The organism is Ruegeria sp. L12, from assembly GCF_056531745.1.
This window is the reverse complement of sequence record NZ_JBQFMH010000010.1, coordinates 91,814-109,006: the sequence shown is the minus strand read 5'-3', so window position 1 is coordinate 109,006 and position 17,193 is coordinate 91,814. Positions and strand designations below refer to the sequence as shown.

General features: G+C 60.8%; 20 protein-coding genes. 6 read left to right on the top strand and 14 right to left on the bottom strand.

Annotation, left to right across the window (positions count from 1 at the left end; translation table 11 throughout):
* Nucleotide 1: 1 nt before the first annotated feature.
* The 3 genes from ACR0K9_RS16200 to ACR0K9_RS16190 all read right to left on the bottom strand — a co-directional run bounded on the left by ACR0K9_RS16200 (nucleotide 2) and on the right by ACR0K9_RS16190 (nucleotide 2,145).
* Entirely contained in the window at nucleotides 2–544 is a 543-nt protein-coding gene (locus ACR0K9_RS16200; RefSeq protein WP_480824724.1) for an NADPH-dependent FMN reductase, read from the bottom strand.
* A gap of 117 nt (nucleotides 545–661) precedes the next feature.
* Nucleotides 662–1,333 carry a YiaD family glycine zipper/OmpA-like lipoprotein gene (locus ACR0K9_RS16195; protein WP_480824722.1) on the bottom strand — a complete coding sequence of 224 codons (672 nt, stop codon included), beginning with the start codon at nucleotides 1,331–1,333 and terminating at the stop codon, nucleotides 662–664.
* Between the two features lie 119 nt (nucleotides 1,334–1,452).
* Nucleotides 1,453–2,145: a helix-turn-helix transcriptional regulator gene (locus ACR0K9_RS16190; protein ID WP_480824720.1), complete on the bottom strand. Its 693-nt coding sequence runs from the start codon at nucleotides 2,143–2,145 to the stop codon at nucleotides 1,453–1,455.
* A gap of 104 nt (nucleotides 2,146–2,249) precedes the next feature.
* On the opposite strand from ACR0K9_RS16190, the gene ACR0K9_RS16185 reads away from it, so the two are divergent.
* A complete protein-coding gene (locus ACR0K9_RS16185; protein ID WP_480824718.1) occupies nucleotides 2,250–2,435 on the top strand; it encodes a hypothetical protein in 186 nt (61 codons plus the stop codon).
* Here the strand turns inward: ACR0K9_RS16185 and ACR0K9_RS16180 are convergent.
* Nucleotides 2,432–3,079, bottom strand: a complete 648-nt coding sequence (locus ACR0K9_RS16180) for an RluA family pseudouridine synthase (protein ID WP_480824716.1) — start codon at nucleotides 3,077–3,079, stop codon at nucleotides 2,432–2,434. The two genes, ACR0K9_RS16185 and ACR0K9_RS16180, sit on opposite strands and share 4 nt — an antisense overlap.
* A 97-nt stretch (nucleotides 3,080–3,176) precedes the next feature.
* Here ACR0K9_RS16180 and ACR0K9_RS16175 point away from each other — a divergent pair, with 97 nt between their 5' ends.
* Both ACR0K9_RS16175 and ACR0K9_RS16170 read left to right on the top strand, forming a co-directional pair.
* Nucleotides 3,177–3,587, top strand: coding sequence for a nuclear transport factor 2 family protein (locus ACR0K9_RS16175; RefSeq protein ID WP_480824714.1), 411 nt, complete (start codon nucleotides 3,177–3,179; stop codon nucleotides 3,585–3,587).
* A 2-nt stretch (nucleotides 3,588–3,589) separates the two neighbouring features.
* Nucleotides 3,590–4,294, top strand: coding sequence for an SGNH/GDSL hydrolase family protein (locus ACR0K9_RS16170; protein ID WP_480824712.1), 705 nt, complete (start codon nucleotides 3,590–3,592; stop codon nucleotides 4,292–4,294).
* On the opposite strand, the gene rarD is transcribed toward ACR0K9_RS16170, so the two are convergent.
* The 8 genes from rarD to ACR0K9_RS16130 form a co-directional block, all read right to left on the bottom strand.
* Nucleotides 4,285–5,190, bottom strand: coding sequence for an EamA family transporter RarD (gene rarD, locus ACR0K9_RS16165; protein ID WP_480824710.1), 906 nt, complete (start codon nucleotides 5,188–5,190; stop codon nucleotides 4,285–4,287). The genes ACR0K9_RS16170 and rarD overlap by 10 nt on opposite strands.
* A 265-nt stretch (nucleotides 5,191–5,455) precedes the next feature.
* A complete protein-coding gene (locus ACR0K9_RS16160) occupies nucleotides 5,456–7,909 on the bottom strand; it encodes a GcvT family protein (RefSeq protein WP_480824708.1) in 2,454 nt (817 codons plus the stop codon).
* Nucleotides 7,910–7,943: 34 nt separating this feature from the next.
* Nucleotides 7,944–8,837: a homocysteine S-methyltransferase family protein gene (locus ACR0K9_RS16155; protein WP_480824706.1), complete on the bottom strand. Its 894-nt coding sequence runs from the start codon at nucleotides 8,835–8,837 to the stop codon at nucleotides 7,944–7,946.
* 11 nt (nucleotides 8,838–8,848) lie between these two features.
* Complete coding sequence (locus tag ACR0K9_RS16150) at nucleotides 8,849–9,883, bottom strand: alcohol dehydrogenase family protein (protein ID WP_480824812.1); 1,035 nt, start codon at nucleotides 9,881–9,883, stop codon at nucleotides 8,849–8,851.
* A gap of 21 nt (nucleotides 9,884–9,904) precedes the next feature.
* Nucleotides 9,905–12,352, bottom strand: a complete 2,448-nt coding sequence (locus tag ACR0K9_RS16145) for a GcvT family protein (protein ID WP_480824704.1) — start codon at nucleotides 12,350–12,352, stop codon at nucleotides 9,905–9,907.
* A 15-nt stretch (nucleotides 12,353–12,367) separates the two neighbouring features.
* On the bottom strand, nucleotides 12,368–12,748 hold the full coding sequence (locus tag ACR0K9_RS16140) for a GFA family protein (protein ID WP_480824702.1): 381 nt from the start codon (nucleotides 12,746–12,748) through the stop codon (nucleotides 12,368–12,370).
* Between the two features lie 4 nt (nucleotides 12,749–12,752).
* Nucleotides 12,753–13,376, bottom strand: a complete 624-nt coding sequence (locus tag ACR0K9_RS16135) for a LysE family translocator (RefSeq protein ID WP_480824700.1) — start codon at nucleotides 13,374–13,376, stop codon at nucleotides 12,753–12,755.
* Nucleotides 13,376–13,945 carry a helix-turn-helix domain-containing protein gene (locus tag ACR0K9_RS16130; protein WP_480534304.1) on the bottom strand — a complete coding sequence of 190 codons (570 nt, stop codon included), beginning with the start codon at nucleotides 13,943–13,945 and terminating at the stop codon, nucleotides 13,376–13,378. Before ACR0K9_RS16130 ends, ACR0K9_RS16135 begins: the two co-directional genes overlap by 1 nt.
* 116 nt (nucleotides 13,946–14,061) lie before the next feature.
* On the opposite strand from ACR0K9_RS16130, the gene ACR0K9_RS16125 reads away from it, so the two are divergent.
* Complete coding sequence (locus ACR0K9_RS16125; RefSeq protein ID WP_480824698.1) at nucleotides 14,062–14,346, top strand: DUF1294 domain-containing protein; 285 nt, start codon at nucleotides 14,062–14,064, stop codon at nucleotides 14,344–14,346.
* Between the two features lie 9 nt (nucleotides 14,347–14,355).
* On the opposite strand, the gene ACR0K9_RS16120 is transcribed toward ACR0K9_RS16125, so the two are convergent.
* Together ACR0K9_RS16120 and ACR0K9_RS16115 are read right to left on the bottom strand one after the other, a co-directional pair.
* A complete protein-coding gene (locus tag ACR0K9_RS16120; protein ID WP_480824696.1) occupies nucleotides 14,356–14,808 on the bottom strand; it encodes a GAF domain-containing protein in 453 nt (150 codons plus the stop codon).
* Between the two features lie 95 nt (nucleotides 14,809–14,903).
* Entirely contained in the window at nucleotides 14,904–16,076 is a 1,173-nt protein-coding gene (locus ACR0K9_RS16115; protein ID WP_480824694.1) for a thiolase family protein, read from the bottom strand.
* A 103-nt stretch (nucleotides 16,077–16,179) separates the two neighbouring features.
* Between ACR0K9_RS16115 and ACR0K9_RS16110 the strand changes: the two genes are divergently transcribed.
* Both ACR0K9_RS16110 and ACR0K9_RS16105 read left to right on the top strand, forming a co-directional pair.
* On the top strand, nucleotides 16,180–16,518 hold the full coding sequence (locus tag ACR0K9_RS16110) for an STAS domain-containing protein (protein WP_480824692.1): 339 nt from the start codon (nucleotides 16,180–16,182) through the stop codon (nucleotides 16,516–16,518).
* Nucleotides 16,519–16,535: 17 nt separating this feature from the next.
* A complete protein-coding gene (locus tag ACR0K9_RS16105; protein ID WP_480534314.1) occupies nucleotides 16,536–16,985 on the top strand; it encodes an ATP-binding protein in 450 nt (149 codons plus the stop codon).
* Nucleotides 16,986–17,193: the final 208 nt, after the last annotated feature.

The following is a 17,193-nucleotide window of genomic DNA, read 5'->3' as shown; positions in this document are numbered from 1 at the left end:
ATCAGAGCCCGGCCTCGGCCCGCAGCTTGTTCATCAGCGTCTGAAGTGAGTGCTCATATCGGTCACTGATCAAACGCCCTTCGGTGTCGAATTCGTTGGAGCTGTCAGCCAGATGAATTTCGGGACCCTGAAGAATCCGAGGCTGAAACGGCACCATGAAGGACCGCAGGATCATCTGCGCGCGCTCGCCTCCGGCGCGACCTGCTGCGGCGGACATCACGGCCACGGGCTTGTCCATCCATGGCTTGCCGCTGGTCCGACTGACCCAATCCAGCGCATTCTTCAACACGCCCGACGGCCCTTTGTTGTATTCCGGGGTCGAGATGATCACCGCATGCGCCTGCGCAATCTGATCCGCCAAGACCTGCACCGCTTCGGGAATACCCTGTTGGGTCTCTGCATCCCCATCATAAAGAGGCAGGCTCAGGTCCGCCTCGATAAACGTTCCGGGCTCGAACAGGCGCGCTGCCTCACGCAGCAGCTTGCGATTGGTCGCGCCCCGCCGCAGTGAACCAGACAGGCCAAGAAGGATCGGATCGGACATTGGGAACCTCCGTTAAGGTGTGTCCCCAATTGTTAGCCCGAGATCGCACCGGACCAAAGCCCCGGTGACGCGCAGTCACTGTGCGGGAAATGGGGCACCCGCAGGTGCCCCTGAATGTCAGGCGTTTCCACTGGGGATGATCTCGATATCCACCCTGCGGTTCCGGGCCTTGCCTTCCGGCGTCAGGTTCGAGGCGGCGGGCCGGCTTTCGCCCAGACCAATCGTTGTGATGCGTGCGCCGTTTACGCCATTGGCCTGCAGGATATCCGCAACCGAACGGGCACGCCGTTCGGACAGGCCCTGATTATATGATGCCTCGCCATCGCTGTCGGTATGGCCGATAACCTGTACGCTCGAGTTGGGATAGCGCACGAGGTTCTGCCCCACACGAACCAGATCGGCCCGCAGCGCGGGGTTCACAGTCGAACTGTCGGTGGCAAAGGTGATGTCATTGGGCACGGTAACGATTAGACGATCCCCGGCATTGGTGATGGTGATGCCATCATTGGCCAGTTGCTGGCGCAGTTCTGCCGCCTGCCGGTCCAGTTGATTGCCGATCACTCCGCCCCCGGCAGCCCCGATGGCACCCCCGGCCAGCGCCCCCAGCAACGGGTCGGAATCATTTGCTATCGCGCCAACACCGGCCCCGATCAGCCCGCCGATAAGCGCGCCTTGCTTGGCGTTCTGGTTGGGATCAGAGGGCAGGTTCAGCGTGCCCGGATCCGTACAGGCCCCCAAAACCAAAACCGAGCTGAGCCCGGCTGCAACAAAAAACTTGGAAATCGTCATGGATTCAACCTTCTGCTCTGGCACCCGTTTTGGCCGGACACCGTTCTTTGGCCCATTATATTGCGCCGTATGCAGCCCGGCTCAAGCAACAATCGGGTGAATTGGCAGTAACGTGCCGTTCAATGCGTCGGCGCGGGTCCGTCCCAGCGGTTTTGTTCCTGCCATATCGCGCGCAGGGGCTCGCCCTGGCCACAGAAATGTTCTTCGGTCAGCTCACAAGCCCAGATGCGATCGGTGCGAAAATGGCGGAAACCATTGCGCAATTCGCACCATGCGGCCAGCATAGTGCATTCGATGTGGTAGATCAGCGCGACGGGCCGCACCGTACGCTCGGTCTTTTCACCGTCAGAATCCTCATAAGTGATGCGAATCTTGCGCTCTGCCCGGATCGCCTCGCGGTAATTCACGACCGGAACGCAGCCTTTTTCAGGATCATCCGCAGGCGCGCCCCAAGGCGCGACCTGCAACCAGTCGGCAGGCGCGCGCAGGGCTTCGATCTTGCGACAAACCCGGTCGGCGGCCTGTTGCAGCGTGCTGTCACCGGTGCGCGCCAGCATCGAGAGACCGACCCACAGCGCCTCAACCTCTTCTGCGTCAAAGTTCAGCGGCGGCAGGTCATATCCCCGCCGCATCAGATATCCGACACCCGCCTCCCCTTCAATCGGCGTGCGCTGCGCCTGCAAGGCGGCGATATCGCGATAGACCGTGCGTACTGACACTTCGAGCTTTTCTGCCAGCGCATCCGCCGTCACCGGCGCCTGGGCCGCGCGCAATATCTGGATGATTTCGAACAAACGGGTCGAACGGCGCATCTGAGTCTCCTTGCACTCTGCTGACACCCTAGCACACCTCCCTGACAAGGTGGTGTCAGGAGAGCTGCGCCAGTTTGGGTCAAACAGGAATAAGGAGACCCATCATGCCAAGCCGAGACAACCACGTCCTGATGACCCTGAAATTGGACCGCTGGGCGCAAGACCACACCCTGCGCGCCTTCGAGATCGAGCGCGAGATCATGGCCGCCCGCCAGCCCTGCGCCCCTGCGCGGCGTGCACGGCGGTTTTCCCTGGGCAATCTGAAGGTGTTCTGGACCCGTACCGCCTAGAAATCCGCCTTGGCGCGGAATTTCATCGAGACGCCGCCTTCGGGGTTCTTCAATCGCAATTCCTCGGAATGCAGCATCAGACGGGGGAAGTCCCGCGCCGCGCCTTCAGCATAGAACGGGTCACCCAGAATCGGGTGGCCCAGCGCCAGCATGTGCACACGCAACTGGTGCGACCGGCCCGTCTTTGGGAAAAGGCGCAACCGTGATGTTTCGCCCTCATGTTTGACCACGCGCCAGTCGGTGACCGCGGGTTTTCCAGTCTCGTGACACACCATCTGACGCGGGCGATTGGGCCAGTCGACGATCAGTGGCAGGTCTACAGTCCCCGCCTTTGGCTCAACCCGTCCCCAGACCCGCGCGACATAGGTCTTGCGGGTCTGGCGGTTCTCGAACTGCAATCCCAGATGCCGCTGCGCGTGCGGCGTCTGGGCAAAGACCATCACGCCCGATGTATCCCGGTCCAACCGATGGACCAGCAAGGCCTGCGGAAACGCCGCCTGCACGCGCGACAGAAGACAATCGGCCAGATGCTCACCACGGCCCGGCACCGACAACAGGCCCGAGGGCTTGTTCACCACGATCAGCTGCGCATCTTCATGCAGCACGTCCAAAGGTGTCTGCGGGGGATCATAGGTCTCGCTCATGCGCGCCTGCCTATCCCAGCCCGCGACCTCCCGCAACGTCGTCCTTGCGTGGGGCAGTCCGGTTCAGCCACTCTGACAGCAACCGGAAGGAGACTCCATGCACCCCACAATCGAACGCATGCAAGAGGTTGTCGCCAAAGGCGATGAAAGCCTGATCCACGACTTGCTGGCCGAGGACGTGCGGTTTTCACCGCCGACCTATTACAGCACCTGGACAGGGCGCGCACCGGTTGCGGCGGTGTTGGGACATGTGGGGCAGGTATTTTCGGATTTTCGGTATCGCCGGATCATGGGGGCGGGCCATGACTGGGCGCTTGAATTCCAGTGCAAGGTCGGTGAGCTGGACGCTGTTGGGGTCGATCTGATCACTCTGAACGATGATGGCCAAATTCAGGAATTCGAGGTCGTCATGCGTCCCTACAAAACCATCGGCGCCCTGCGTGAGGCGATGATGGCACGCGTCATGCAGGACGCCCGGTTTCTGGAATTCAAAACTGCGCTGAGCTGATCATGCCGCTGGCCGCAGATCAGATCGCGCGCGTGCCCCTGTTGCCGATTCTGGCATTGCAGGGCCTTTCGGTTCGGCGCAATGCACAAATGCTGCCCGAACCCACCGGCCCCCGCGAAGGGCGCGAAGGGCGCGGCCCCCGCCTGCGTCTTCTCATTGCCGGAGACAGCTCGGCCGCTGGCGTGGGCGCAGGTACGCAGCAGCAGGCGCTTGCGGGTCAGTTGGTCCGCCGATTGGGCAAGCAGAACGCCGTCGAATGGCGGCTGGAGGCCACCACCGGCCACACCACTCAAGACACCATCAATCGGCTCGGAAAACTTGGCCAGCAATTTGATGTGGTCATCACAGCCCTTGGCGTGAACGATGTCACCCGGGCAGTCACCCGCCGTCAATTCGAGACACATCAGACCGAGCTGTTGACCCTTGTCACGAAAAAGCTGGGCGCGCGCAAAGTGATCCTGACTGCAGTGCCCCAAATGCACCGTTTCCCCGCCCTGCCCCAGCCTCTGGCCTGGGTTTTGGGGCAACAGGCCAAACGTCTGGACCATGGATTACAGAAGGTTGCATCCTGTTTTCCGCAGGCCCGGCATCTGACGCTGAACCTGCCGGACGACCCTGCACTGGCGGCCTCTGACGGGTACCACCCCAGCCCCAGGGCCTATTCCATTTGGGCCGAAGAGGCCGCGCGGCTGATCACTCAGGCCTGAGATCTGATCTGCCGGATCATCGGTATCGAATACACAACCAACCCAGCCCAGATCAGGGGAAAGGCAATCATGCGGCCGCTGTCGATCTGCTCACCAAACAGAGTGATGGCGGTGATGAAGATCATCGTGGGCGCGATGTATTGCAGGATGCCCATGGTTGACAGGCGTACCAGCTTCGCCCCGTTGGCATAAACCAGCAATGGCACAGCGGTCACGATACCCGCACCCGCGAGCATCAGCGTGTCAGATACTGTCGCACCGAAATACCCTTCGCCCGTTGCCCCCAGCCATGTCACATAGGCCAGAGCCGGGATAAGCAGGATCAGAACCTCAAGCAAAAATCCCTGATTGGGCCCGATTGGAAGCGAGCGCTTGAAAAAGGCATAAAACCCCCAGGTCACCATAAGTCCAAGGGCCGCCCAAGGCAGGCTCCCGGCCTGCACCACCAGCACAAGCACACCCAACGCCGCCAAACCAACGGCCAGCATCTGCATCCGGCTCAACGGCTCGCGCAACAGCACCGCACCCAAAGCGATACTGAACAGCGGATTGATGTAATATCCCAAAGCGGCATCCAACGCATGGCCGCTGGCAATCGCCCAGACATATATCGCCCAGTTCACCGAGATCAGCGCCGCCGTCAGCGCCGCCATCCCCAGCATCCTCGGATTGCGCAGCGCGGATTTCAAATCAGCCGTGCGCCCCAAAGCAATCAGCAACAACCCTGCAACGGGCACCGACCAGATGACCCGATGCGCCACGATTTCCACCGGCCCGACATGCGCCATGGCCTTCATGTACAGCGGAAGGAACCCCCACAAAACATACGCCGTCACCGCAAGGACCAGGCCCTTGGATGTGTCCGTATTTTGGTCAGTCGTGTCGCGGGCAGTCATTCTGATCTCCGAAAGCCAACGCCTTTGTCTAGGGCAAGGCGGTGCCTCAGAAAACCACCAATTCTGTTGGATCAGCCATCACGATTGCTGATGAATCGGCGAATTCTCCGGCGCCCATGGGGCCGATATGTTGGTTGCGAGGCTCTGCCTCGCGCTCCGGGATATTTTTAGCCAGATGAAGCAGGGGATCCTAACTCCATCTGGCCCCAAATATTCCGGGGGAGTCGCGGCTCGCCGCGGCGGGGGCAGCGCCCCTTGCCCGGTCTCAGACTTTCACACGCTCGGATTTGGGGTCGTACATCGGCTTCAGCGAAACTTCGGCTTTGACCTTCACGCCGCAGACATCGATTTCATATGACGATGCCAGCACATCCGAAGCGCTTTCGCCTTCGCAGGGGACGTAACCCATTCCAATCGCGCCGCCGAGGGTATGGCCGTAATTACCCGAACTCAGATAGCCCACATATTCACCGTCTCTAACGATGGGTTCATTGTGGAACAACAGCGGTTCGGGATCGGTCAGGCGGAATTGTACCAACCGGTTCTTCGGCCCGCTTTCCTTGCGTTCGATGACCGCTTCGCGTCCGATGAAATCGCACCCTTTGTCCACTTTGACCGCAAAGCCCAACCCGGCATCGACGACGTGATCCTCGCAAGTGATGTCGTGACCGAAATGGCGGAAGCCTTTCTCGATCCGGCAGCTATCCATCATATGCATACCGCAAAGTTTCAGCCCCATGTCCTGCCCTGCCTCGTGCAGCGTTTCGAACACATGGCCCGCCATGTCGGAGGACACATAGATCTCCCAGCCAAGCTCGCCCACATAGGTCACCCGGTGGGCGCGGGCGAGACCCATGCCGATCTCGATCTCTTGGGCCGTTCCGAACGGGTTCGTCGCATTCGAGAAGTCGTTCGGCGACACTTTCTGAAGCAGGGCACGCGCATTCGGGCCCATGACGGCCAGAACGCCTTCGCCTGTGGTCACGTCCGTTATCACCACATTGAAACCACCAGCGTGGCGCTGCATCCAGGTCTGGTCGGCCAGCCGCGTGGCGGCGGGGGTGACAACCAGATAAGCGGTTTCGGTCAGGCGGGTGACGGTCACGTCAGCCTCGATCCCACCGATGCGGTTCAGGAACTGAGTATAGACGATCTTGCCAGTTGGAACCGAGTAGTCACCGCCGCCGATATAGTTCATGAACCTTTCAGCGTCCGGGCCTTCGACGCGGATTTTGCCGAAGGAAGACATATCGTACATGCCCACATTCTCGCGCACGGCCTTGTGTTCGGCAGCCGAGTTTTCGAACCAGTTCTGGCGTTTCCAGCTGTACTGGTATTCACGCTCCTGCCCTGCATTGGCGAACCAGTTTGCGCGCTCCCATCCAGCCAGTTCGCCAAAAACGGCACCCTGTTCCTTGAGGTGGTGATGGAACGGGGTGCGCCGTACACCGCGGGCGGTGGCCTTCTGGCGATAGGGATAATGGTCGGCATAAAGCAGACCCAACGTTTCTTTCGAGCGTTCAAACAGGTAATGTTTGTTGCCCTGAAACGGCTGCATGCGGCTGATATCCACATCACCCAGATCGAACGGTTTCTCGCCCGTATCCATCCACTCGGCCAGCGCCATGCCCGCGCCTCCGGCAGATTGGATACCGATCGAGTTGAACCCGGCGGCCACCCAGTAATTGTCCATCTCGGGCGCAAGCCCCAGATGATAGGCGTCGTCGGGCGTAAAGGATTCCGGCCCGTTGAAGAAAGTGTGAATCCCCGCCTCGGCCAGCATCGGCATCCGGTTGACCGCAGCCTCGAGGATCGGTTCGAAATGGTCGAAATCCTCGGGCAGCTGGTCAAATTCAAAGCTGTCGGGGATGCCGTTCATCGCCCAGGGTTTGGCGTTGGGTTCAAACGCGCCCAACAGGATTTTGCCCGCATCTTCCTTGTAATAGGCGCATTCGTCCGGAACGCGCAGAACCGGCAATTGGGTCAGCCCGTCAATGCCCTCGGTGACGATGTAGAAATGTTCGCAGGCATGCAGCGGGACGTTCACGCCTGCCATGCGACCAACCTCGTGGCCCCACATGCCCGCACAGTTCACCACCATGTCGCATTCGATGTGCCCCGATGCGCTGCCGTCATCGGCGACCCAGTCCACACCCGTGACCGAGCGGCCCCGCTTGACGATATCAGTAACTTTCACGCGTTCCTTGACGATGCCGCCGCGCTGGCGCGCGCCCTTCGCCAAAGCCAGCGCGATGTTGGCCGGGTCACCCTGCCCGTCCAGCGGCAGGTAGACGGCGCCTTTGACATCCTCGACATTAAGATGCGGATACATCTCTTTGACGCGCTCGTTCGAAATCTCCTCGACCTCGACCCCGAAAGCGCGGGCCATGGCGGCCTGGCGATAGATTTCTTCCTTGCGCTCTTCGGTCAGGGCGACAGTGATCGAGCCGCAGCGCTTGAACCCGGTGGCGACGCCGGTTTCTTCTTCCAGCGATCCATAGAGTTCCTGGCTGTACTTGGCCAATTTGGTCATGTTCGCTGTCGCGCGCAGCTGCGCGATCAGGCCAGCCGCGTGCCAGGTGGTGCCGCTGGTCAGCTGTTTGCGTTCGAGCAAAACAACATCTTTCCAACCTTTCTTGGTCAGGTGATACGCGACCGAGCATCCAATGACGCCGCCGCCGATAATGACCACACGGGCCTTGTTGGGAAGATCAACCATTTGGGTGCCTTTTCCTGTCTTTCGAAGTTACGTGTCAGACGATCCGGTGACCGGCTTCGTCAAGCTGTTGCGCGAGGGCGGCGATGTGATCGGGGCCAACTTCGCAGCAGCCGCCTATGATCGTGGCGCCTTGGCCGACCCAGCCCATTGCGTGTTTTGCATAGGCCACGGGCCCCAGATCAGTGCGCTGTTTCAGTGCGTCGACGGTCGGCGCCTCTTTCAGAAAACCCTCGGTGATGCCTGTAAATCCGTTTGCATAAGCGCCAAACGGCAAGTCCATAGGGGCGAGTATGTCCAGCGCGGCCGGGATCACCTCGGGGCGCGAGCAGTTGATCAGAACAGCCTCGGGGCGGAACCGGGTGAGCAGCGGCGCTATTTCCCCAAGCGGTTCGCCCGAACGCAAGCGCGTGCCGTCTTCATCCTTGACCGAAAAAGCAATCCAGACCGGTTTTCCGCGCCCTTCGGTGCCTCTCAAGGCACCCTCGGCCTCCTGAACCGATGATACGGTCTCGATCAGAAACAGATCGACGCGGTTCAACATCAACGCAGCCAGTTCCCCGAACTTCTCGGCAGCCTCATCCGGGTCCGGGTTCAGATCGGGACGGTATGAGGCGAAAAGCGGACCCAGAGATCCTGCAATCCGTCCACCGTTTTTCACCCGCGCCTGTTCGGCTTCAGAAAGGGCCGCGTCGATCAGGGCCGGCAGCTGATCCTCGATCCCTTCGCGCACAAGGCGCGAACGGTGGATGGCATAAGTGTTTGTGGTCGCAACCGTGGCCCCGGCACGAAAATAGGCGTCATGAACCTCGGTCAGGATCTGGGGCTTGTCGATCATCACCCGCGTCGACCAGAGCGGTGTTGGCCTGTCGCCACTGCGCTTGACCAGTTCCTGCCCGATTGAGCCATCCAGCAATGTGATGTCAGCCATATTCGTCTTCCTTACGGGATAAGCACCAGTTTTCCGGGCAGCGTTTTCGACTGAAAATCCTCTTGCGCGCGGGCGATGTCTTTCAACGCATAGGTCTTCGAGATCACGGGCCTGATCCTGCCGGCGTTCATCAAGCCAACCAAGCGGCCAAAAACCTCGAACGCCTGATGGGTGCAGCCGTGGATGGTGATGTCGCGCAGGTAGATGTCGCGCAGATCGGCCTCGACCATGGGTCCGGCGATAGCACCCGAGACCGCATAATGACCACCGGGTTTCAGCGCCAGAATCAGGCCAGGCCAGGCCGGGCCGCCCACGACGTCGATCACCACGTCGAACATGTCCTTGGGCAAGGGCGCATCCCGGTCATACGTGCCGATGGCCCCTTGATTTTTGACCACATCCGCTTTGGCGGGGCTGGTTACGCCATAAACACCTGCACCCCGGATCGCGGCCAGTTGCACAGCGGCAAGGCCGACGCCGCCCGAGGCACCGGTGATCAGAACCTTGTGGCCTGCCGTCACTCCGGCGCGGGTCAGCAGGTTTTCCGCCGTGCCAAAGGCGCAGGGGATGGCGGAGATTTCGACATCCGACAGCGGCGAGGCTGAGACGTCGTACAGATCGGCTGCCTCGACCACACAATACTGCGCAAAAGCGCCATCAATCTCAGAGCCAAGCGCAATGAACCCGGTCGGGTTGCCCGGGCTGGGGCGCGGCAGGTTTATGGGGCAGGTCACGCGTTGACCGGGTTGAAACCCGGTCTCAGCGCCCGCCAGCTCGACGATGCCGCACAGATCACCACCCTGAATGCGCGGGAAGTGCAGCGCGCCGCCCCAGCCCCCTGCATCCACGTCCTGATCGACTGCATCTGTAGCGCCGGTCACCTCGGAAGAATACCATCCGACCCGCGTGTTGATATCGGTGTTGTTCACCCCAGCCGCCGCAACCCGGACCAGCACCTGTCCGGGTCCGGGCGTTGGCACGGGAATATCCTCGCGCCACTCCAGCGCTTCCGGCCCGCCGTGGCGGGTCAGATAGACACCTTGCATGACGCTGGGGACGCCCACTGATCAGGCCCGCAGCCGTTCGTTGGCAGGATCCCAGAGGGGTTGGTCCTCTTGCACCACCGCTGCGCATTTCTGGCCATAGATTTCGACCTCTAAGGCGGTGCCCGGGTTCGCCAGCTCGGGCTTGATCATGCCCAGCGCGATGGATTTGCCCACGCGATAGCCCCACGCGCCCGAAGTGGTCTCGCCCACGATCTCGCCATTGTGCCAGATGCAGGACATGTAAGGCGCATCGCAATCACCAGCATCCACAGTCAGGGTCACGAAGGACTTCTTCACGCCCTGCTGTTTCTCGCTCAGGATTGCGGCCTTGCCGGGGAAGTCCTGCGGTTTATCCAGCTTGACGAAGCGCCCCAGCCCGCCTTCCAGCAACGAATAGTCGGTCGACAGATCGCCCTTCCACGCGCGATACCCCTTTTCGATGCGCAGCGAGTTCAGTGCATACATGCCGAACGGCTTGGCACCGGCAGCAATGATCGCGTCATAGATCGCGGGCATATGTTCGTTCAGGGCATGAACCTCCCAACCCAGCTCTCCAGCGAAGGAGACGCGGATCAGATGGGCAGGCTGCCCGGCCACGGTTGCCGATTGATGCGTCAGCCAGCCTTGCGAGAGGTCGGCATCCGTCAGCCCGGACAGGATTTCGCGCGACATTGGCCCGGTCACGATCAGTGTGTCGCGGGTTGTGGTGACGTCTGCAACGCTGACACCGGCGGGCATTGCGGCCGTCAGGATATCGCGGTCGTGCCACTGCGCGGCGGCGGCTGTGATCATCACGAACTCATCCTCGCCCAGACGCAGGCAGGACATCTCGGTCAGGATACGGCCCCGGTCATCCGAGATATACACCAGATTCATGCGCCCGACCTTGGGCAACGCGCCAGCGACCAGGCCACGCAACGCTTCGGCCGCGCCTTCGCCCTTGACCATGAAACGCGAGAAACCCGGCAGGTCCAGCACCCCGCATTGGTCACGCACGGCCTCGCATTCTTCCTTGATCCGCTGCTCCCACGGGCCCGAGCGGCCCCATGTGTGCGTCGCCTCAAGCGAGGTATCGTCACCCGGCTGCGCGAACCAGTTGGCACGCTCCCAACCGCCGTAAACACCCATCACACCGCCCAGCGATTTGATTTTGTCATGCACCGGCGAAACCTTCTTATCGCGTGCGGCGGGCCACTCGTGGTGGGGGAAATGCATGGCGTATTCGTTGCCATAGACCTCCATGCCCTTTTGGTTGCAATAATCCTGATCGGTGTAGTCGGTGTAACGGCGCGGGTCGACGGCCCACATATCCCATTCGGTTGCACCATCGACGATCCATTCGGCCAGCACCTTGCCGGCGCCGCCGCCCTGCGCGATGCCGAAGGTGAAGGTATGCGCCTCGAACGCGTTCCGCACGCCGGGCATCGGACCGATCAGAGGCAACCCGTCCGGCGCATAGGGGATCGGCCCGTTGATCACTCGACCGACGCCCGAACTTGCCATCAGCGGCACCCGCTCCATCGCATCGGTGACGATATCCTCGATCCGGTCCAGATCGTCGTTCCAGAGCTGGAAGCTGAAATCCTCGGGCATCGGGTCATCTTCGGTCATCCAGTGGCCCTTGCAGTTGGGCTCGTACGGGCCGAGGTTGAAGCCGTTCTTTTCCTGCCGCAGATAATAGGACACGTCCACATCGCGCAGCAGCGGAAGCTTGCCGCCGTTTTCCTTGGACCAGGCTTCGATCTCGGGGATTTCGTCGGTCAGCAGGTACTGGTGGCTCATCACCATCGCGGGCACGGTACGGCCGCCAAAGGGCTTGAACCATTCCCCGACGCGCTGCGCGTAATAACCGGCGGCGTTGACCACATAATCACAGGCGATATTGCCTTTATCAGTATGCACTGTCCATGTGCCATCGTCATGCTGCGTCACACCGGTCGCCGGGCAGAACCGGATGATCTTCTGACCCAGATCGCGCGCGCCCTTGGCCAGCGCCTGCGTCAACTGCGCCGGGTCGATGTCACCATCGGTCGGGTCATAGAGGACACCTTCCAGATCGTGGGTCTCAAGGAAAGGATAGCGCTCTTTCGCCTCTTCCGGCGTCCACATCTCCATCGCGATGCCCTGATAGCGGCCCATCGCGCAGGCGCGCTCGAACTCCTGCATCCGTTCCTTGCTGTGCGCCAGACGGATCGAGCCTGAAACGTGATAGTTCATCGGATAATCGACCTCATCCGCCAGCCGCGCATACAGCTCGGTCGAATAGCGCTGCATGTTCATGATCGCCCATGAGGTCGAAAATGTCGGCACATTGCCCGCAGCGTGCCATGTGGACCCGGCAGTCAGCTCGTTCTTTTCCAGCAGAACGCAATCGGTCCAGCCTTTCTTGGCCAGATGGTACAGCGAGGATGCCCCCACCACACCGCCACCGATGATAACCACGCGGGCTTTTTTCGGAAAATCGCTCATGTGTCTTGATCCCTGTTAATGTGCCCGTTGGGGCAGATCGTCCGTGATGTCATAGTAGTCGCCCTTGTCCGCCACAAAGATGTGCTGGGCGAGATCCAACCCGGTCGGCTCGTCCAACGAACCGACGGAAACCGCTATCGAGTCTTCGTCATTGTGCTGCCAGAACAGAAACGAGCCGCAGGCGCTGCAAAAGCCGCGCCGGGCGATGTCCGAGGCGCGATACCAGCTTAGCGTCTCGCTGTTGATAAAGCTGAGATTGTCCTGATGCGTCGCGCTGGAGGCCCAAAGATGCCCCGACTGCTTGCGGCATTGTCCGCAGTGGCAGGCGCTGGGAGGATCGAGGTCCCCGTCAATGGTGAAGGCGACCTTGCCGCAGAGGCAGGAACCGGTGTGCATGTCGTTACCCCCTTGCTGTGGGCGTCGTGCTGGTGCCCAGCAACACGCCATAGATGATGAAACAGGCCGCCATCACGCGGCGCACCCAAGTATTGAACACAGCCCCCAAGGCCGCCTTGCCCATCACCGCGCCCAGCAGGGTGAACCCGGTATAGCTGAGCGTGGTCAGGATCACCGCAGTGGGCATGATCACCCCCATCTGCTGCCAGATCGGCACATCGGGTTGCACGAACTGCGAAAACGCGGCGAGGTATCCGGCGACGCTTTTGGGATTAATGGTGGCGATGGCCAACGCGTGCAGATAGACGTGCCGTGCGGGGCGTTCCGAGGTTGGCGCGGGTTTGGTCGCGTTCATCCAGCCGCGAATGCCCAGCCAGATCAGGAACCCAGCCCCCACCAGCTTGGCGATGAAGAACCCGGTTGGTGAGGCAGCTATCAGGGCGGTGATGCCCAGTGCCGACAGGACAAGAAACGCGCTTGCCTGTGTCAGGATCGCCAGAACGCCCAGCATGGCCTTGGGAAACGGCAGGCTCATCCCGTTCGAGATACAGCTCACCGCATTCGGCCCGGGAGTGGTGACGAACACCGCCCAGAACAGCGCAAATATGGTCCAGGCCTCGAAGCTCATCAATACACCGGCGGGGCGATGACCCAGATGGCCACGGCAGGCTCATCATAGGGATTGGCCCATTGATAGGGTTCATGCTTGATGCGAAAGCTGTCTCCGGGTCCGACAGTGAAGGCATGGCCGCCGATGCTCAGATCCAACCGGCCCGAGACGATATAGCCCACCTCCTGCGTCGGACGCATGGCCGGGGTCTGCATGCTGGAATGGGGTCGGAAGGTGGAATGCACCATTTCGAAATCATCGGTCAGATCGGGTGAGAGCAGTTCCTCGATCAACCCTTCTTCGCCCGACCCCATTGACCGGCGTGAGCCGGCGCGCACCACATAGCCTTGTTCGTCCACCGGCGCGGTGGATTGACCGAACAACATCGACATGGGCACGCCCAGACATTCCGCAATCAGACGCAGGTCCGAAATCGATGGTTCGGACATGTCCCGTTCAACCTGACTGAGCCATCCGACCGAGCGATCCAGCCGCGATGCAATCTCGGTCAGTGTCAAACCCCGCGCCTTGCGCAGGGCGCGCAGGTCCGCTCCGAGTGAGGCGCTTTGCGGGGCCTGGCTGTTCAAGATGCACTCCGTCATGCGTGAAAAAATGGTCCTGAATTTCACGATGCCTCGAGTCGGTGAAATTTCCAAGCGTTTTTTCACTTGGGTGTTCAGATAGGCTTGGGTATGCAGACGGGATGTGGATTGCAGTGCTTTACCTGTGGGCGATCAACACCCTGACTTTACTGGCCTTTGGCTGGGACAAGCTGCGCGCGCGCCGCAGAAAACGGCGCATCCCCGAGCACCGCCTGTTATGGCTGGCAGCCATCGGAGGCAGCCCCTGCGCGATCCTGGGGCGCTGGATCTTCGGGCACAAAACCCGCAAGCGCCGATTCAGCGCGTGGCTGTTTGCAATTCTGTTGGCGCAGGCAGCGCTATGCTACTGGGCCTTATCCCGGAACCTTGGCGTGGGTCTTTGGTAACGCCCTTGTCTAGCGCGCGAACACTTCCGTCAGGATCGCCTCAAGCGCGACGGCATCGTCTTCACGAAACGCATCCGGCTGATCGCTGTCGATATCGAACACCGCGATTACCTCGCCTGCCGCGTTGCGGACCGGCAAAACCAGTTCGGACCGGGTGGACGAGGCACAGGCGATGTGACCCGGAAAAGCGTCGACATCCGGGACCAGTTGCGTTTCACCCGTGCGTGCAGCTGCACCACAGACGCCCCGGCTGAACGGGATCACGAGGCAGCCGTGACCCCCCTGATAGGGGCCGATTTTCAGCAGTTCAGGCTCGGTGACGCGATAGAAACCGGTCCAGTCGAAGCGCTCATCGGAATGATGCACCTCGCAGGCGACCGTAGCCATCAGGGCGATCTGGTCGGTTTCACCTTCGGTCAGGGCAGAGATGGTTTTGGCGAGGCTTGCGTAATCGACAGTCATGGTTGCACTTTTTGATATCTCAGGGATGGGGGCGCTGTCCCCGCTTGAGCCGATGGCTCAATTCACCCCCGGAGTATTTGCAAAAAGATGAAGCGTCAAACGCGTTCTATGGCGATGGCTGTGCCTTCTCCACCGCCGATGCAGATCGCCGCGATACCGCGTTTGAGGTTCCGCTTTTCAAGAGCGTTCAGAAGGGTGACCATGATACGGGCACCAGAGGCGCCGATCGGGTGACCCAGCGCACAAGCGCCGCCGTTGACGTTGACCTTGTCGCGCGGCAGGCCCATTTCATGCATGAAGGCCATCGGCACAACGGCGAAGGCTTCGTTCACCTCCCACAGATCGACATCGTCTTTGCTCCAGCCCAGACGGTCGAGCAGCTTTTGCGCCGCCGGAACCGGAGCAGTGGTGAACAGACCCGGCGCCTGAGCGTGGCTGGCATGGCCGAGGATACGTGCGCGGACGGTCAGGCCCTGCGCCTCTGCCGCATCGGCCGAGGCCAGGACCAGCGCAGCCGCACCGTCCGAGATCGAGGAAGAATTGGCCGCCGTCACCGTCCCATCCTTGCGGAAGGCTGGTTTCAGGGTCGGGATTTTCTCGGGCCGCGCGGATTTCGGCTGCTCATCGGCCTCAAGGACAACGGCGCCCTTGCGGGTCTGGATGGTGACCGGGGTGATCTCTTGGTCAAACGCATCACTGTCCTGTGCGGCCAGTGCGTTCGACAGTGATTGCAGCGCATATTCATCTTGTGCTTCGCGGGTGAATTGAAAGGATTCGGCGCAATCTTCGGCGAATGTACCCATCAGACGGCCCTTGTCATAGGCGTCTTCAAGCCCGTCCAGAAACATGTGATCCACCACCTGACCATGGCCGATCCGCGCGCCGCCCCGCATATTTGGCAGCAGGTAGGGGGCGTTCGTCATGCTCTCCATCCCGCCTGCGACCATGGTATCAGCGTGGCCCAGCGCGATCTGGTCAAAGGCCATCATTGCGGCCTTCATCCCCGAACCGCACATCTTGTTGAGCGTCGTGGCTGGCACCTCTTCGCTCAGCCCCCCCGCAAATCCGGCCTGACGCGCCGGGGCCTGACCCTGACCTGCGGGCAGAACGCAGCCCATCAGAACCTCATCCACGGTTGCAGCACCCGCGCCCTGCAAAGCTGCCTTGATCGCAGCGCCGCCCAGATCAGCGGCGGAGACGCCATCGAACATGCCCTGAAACCCGCCCATCGGCGTACGCGCGGCCCCTGCGATCACAACTTCTTTCATCTGACGCTTCTCCTTGTGCTTTCCCGCCCATGGATACCGAATGGTAAGAATTCCCGTCTAGCGTATTTCTACGATCTTATTGCAATGCAAAGGGCGGTTGATCATGGGGCTCAGCAGCAGCACGACCGGCAACACACAGGTGATTTCAGTTCATTGCGACCGCATAGACGCGGCAATGGCGATTCAATTCAAGGAAGACATGCGTGCCCTGACCCAAACGGATACTGTCCGGGTCGTGATGGACCTGTCGTCGGTTGAATTCATCGATTCCAGTGGTCTGGGCGCAATCGTCGCCTCGATGAAGCAACTTGGACCGGGGCGGCGGCTGGATCTTGCGGGGCTGCAACCGATTGTCGAGAAAGTCTTTCGCCTGACCCGCATGGACACCGTCTTTCGCCTGTTTACATCGCTGGAAAACGCGATGACTGCTGGCAACAGCTGACGGCAGGAGGGGAGGGCGTGACCTCTGATCGTGAACAGGATTGTCTGGAGCTGAGCTTCCCGGCGACCGAAGTGCAGGCGAGCACGGGAATCGCGGCGCTTTGTACCCGGCTGACAGCGCATGGGCTTCCCGGAGGGAAGGCCAATGACGTCAAAATCGCGCTGGCTGAGGCGATCAACAATGTTGTCGAGCACGCGTATGCAGGGATCGCCCCCGCCGATATCCGGATCGATTGCAGCTTGTGCCGGAACCGGCTGGTGATTCAGATTGCAGATTCGGGCAAACCCATGCCCAATTTGCGCCTGCCCGAGGGCATTCCGGCCTCGGTCGAGACATCGCTTCAGGACTTGCCCGAAGGCGGGTTCGGCTGGTTCCTGATCCACCAGTTAGCCAGCGACATTCGCTATGAGCGTAAGGGAGGACGCAACCTGCTGCTTTTGCAGTTTGATTTCGTCGACACACCATAATGGATTGCAAATAGCCACAATAACGCCCCAATCGAACCATTGTCGCGCCGCAAACAAGGGGCATACAGTCAGTGTAGCTCAGATAGCTTCCCTCGGCGCCTTGTGTCACAGCCCCCACCCAGTGAACGGCGCCGAGGACCTCCTTCCCTGATAGCATTGGACAATTATTGGCTACGGCCTAGTGTCTGCGTGTTTGCAGAAGGATTGA

Bases quoted from the DNA above. Each gene is read 5' to 3' on its own strand.
- ACR0K9_RS16200 (WP_480824724.1), bottom strand. From the start codon at position 544: ATGTCCGATCCGATCCTTCTTGGCCTGTCTGGTTCACTGCGGCGGGGC.
- ACR0K9_RS16195 (WP_480824722.1), bottom strand. From the start codon at position 1,333: ATGACGATTTCCAAGTTTTTTGTTGCAGCCGGGCTCAGCTCGGTTTTG.
- ACR0K9_RS16190 (WP_480824720.1), bottom strand. From the start codon at position 2,145: ATGCGCCGTTCGACCCGTTTGTTCGAAATCATCCAGATATTGCGCGCG.
- ACR0K9_RS16185 (WP_480824718.1), top strand. From the start codon at position 2,250: ATGCCAAGCCGAGACAACCACGTCCTGATGACCCTGAAATTGGACCGC.
- ACR0K9_RS16180 (WP_480824716.1), bottom strand. From the start codon at position 3,079: ATGAGCGAGACCTATGATCCCCCGCAGACACCTTTGGACGTGCTGCAT.
- ACR0K9_RS16175 (WP_480824714.1), top strand. From the start codon at position 3,177: ATGCACCCCACAATCGAACGCATGCAAGAGGTTGTCGCCAAAGGCGAT.
- ACR0K9_RS16170 (WP_480824712.1), top strand. From the start codon at position 3,590: ATGCCGCTGGCCGCAGATCAGATCGCGCGCGTGCCCCTGTTGCCGATT.
- rarD (WP_480824710.1), bottom strand. From the start codon at position 5,190: ATGACTGCCCGCGACACGACTGACCAAAATACGGACACATCCAAGGGC.
- ACR0K9_RS16160 (WP_480824708.1), bottom strand. From the start codon at position 7,909: ATGGTTGATCTTCCCAACAAGGCCCGTGTGGTCATTATCGGCGGCGGC.
- ACR0K9_RS16155 (WP_480824706.1), bottom strand. From the start codon at position 8,837: ATGGCTGACATCACATTGCTGGATGGCTCAATCGGGCAGGAACTGGTC.
- ACR0K9_RS16150 (WP_480824812.1), bottom strand. From the start codon at position 9,883: ATGCAAGGTGTCTATCTGACCCGCCACGGCGGGCCGGAAGCGCTGGAG.
- ACR0K9_RS16145 (WP_480824704.1), bottom strand. From the start codon at position 12,352: ATGAGCGATTTTCCGAAAAAAGCCCGCGTGGTTATCATCGGTGGCGGT.
- ACR0K9_RS16140 (WP_480824702.1), bottom strand. From the start codon at position 12,748: ATGCACACCGGTTCCTGCCTCTGCGGCAAGGTCGCCTTCACCATTGAC.
- ACR0K9_RS16135 (WP_480824700.1), bottom strand. From the start codon at position 13,376: ATGAGCTTCGAGGCCTGGACCATATTTGCGCTGTTCTGGGCGGTGTTC.
- ACR0K9_RS16125 (WP_480824698.1), top strand. From the start codon at position 14,062: ATGTGGATTGCAGTGCTTTACCTGTGGGCGATCAACACCCTGACTTTA.
- ACR0K9_RS16120 (WP_480824696.1), bottom strand. From the start codon at position 14,808: ATGACTGTCGATTACGCAAGCCTCGCCAAAACCATCTCTGCCCTGACC.
- ACR0K9_RS16115 (WP_480824694.1), bottom strand. From the start codon at position 16,076: ATGAAAGAAGTTGTGATCGCAGGGGCCGCGCGTACGCCGATGGGCGGG.
- ACR0K9_RS16110 (WP_480824692.1), top strand. From the start codon at position 16,180: ATGGGGCTCAGCAGCAGCACGACCGGCAACACACAGGTGATTTCAGTT.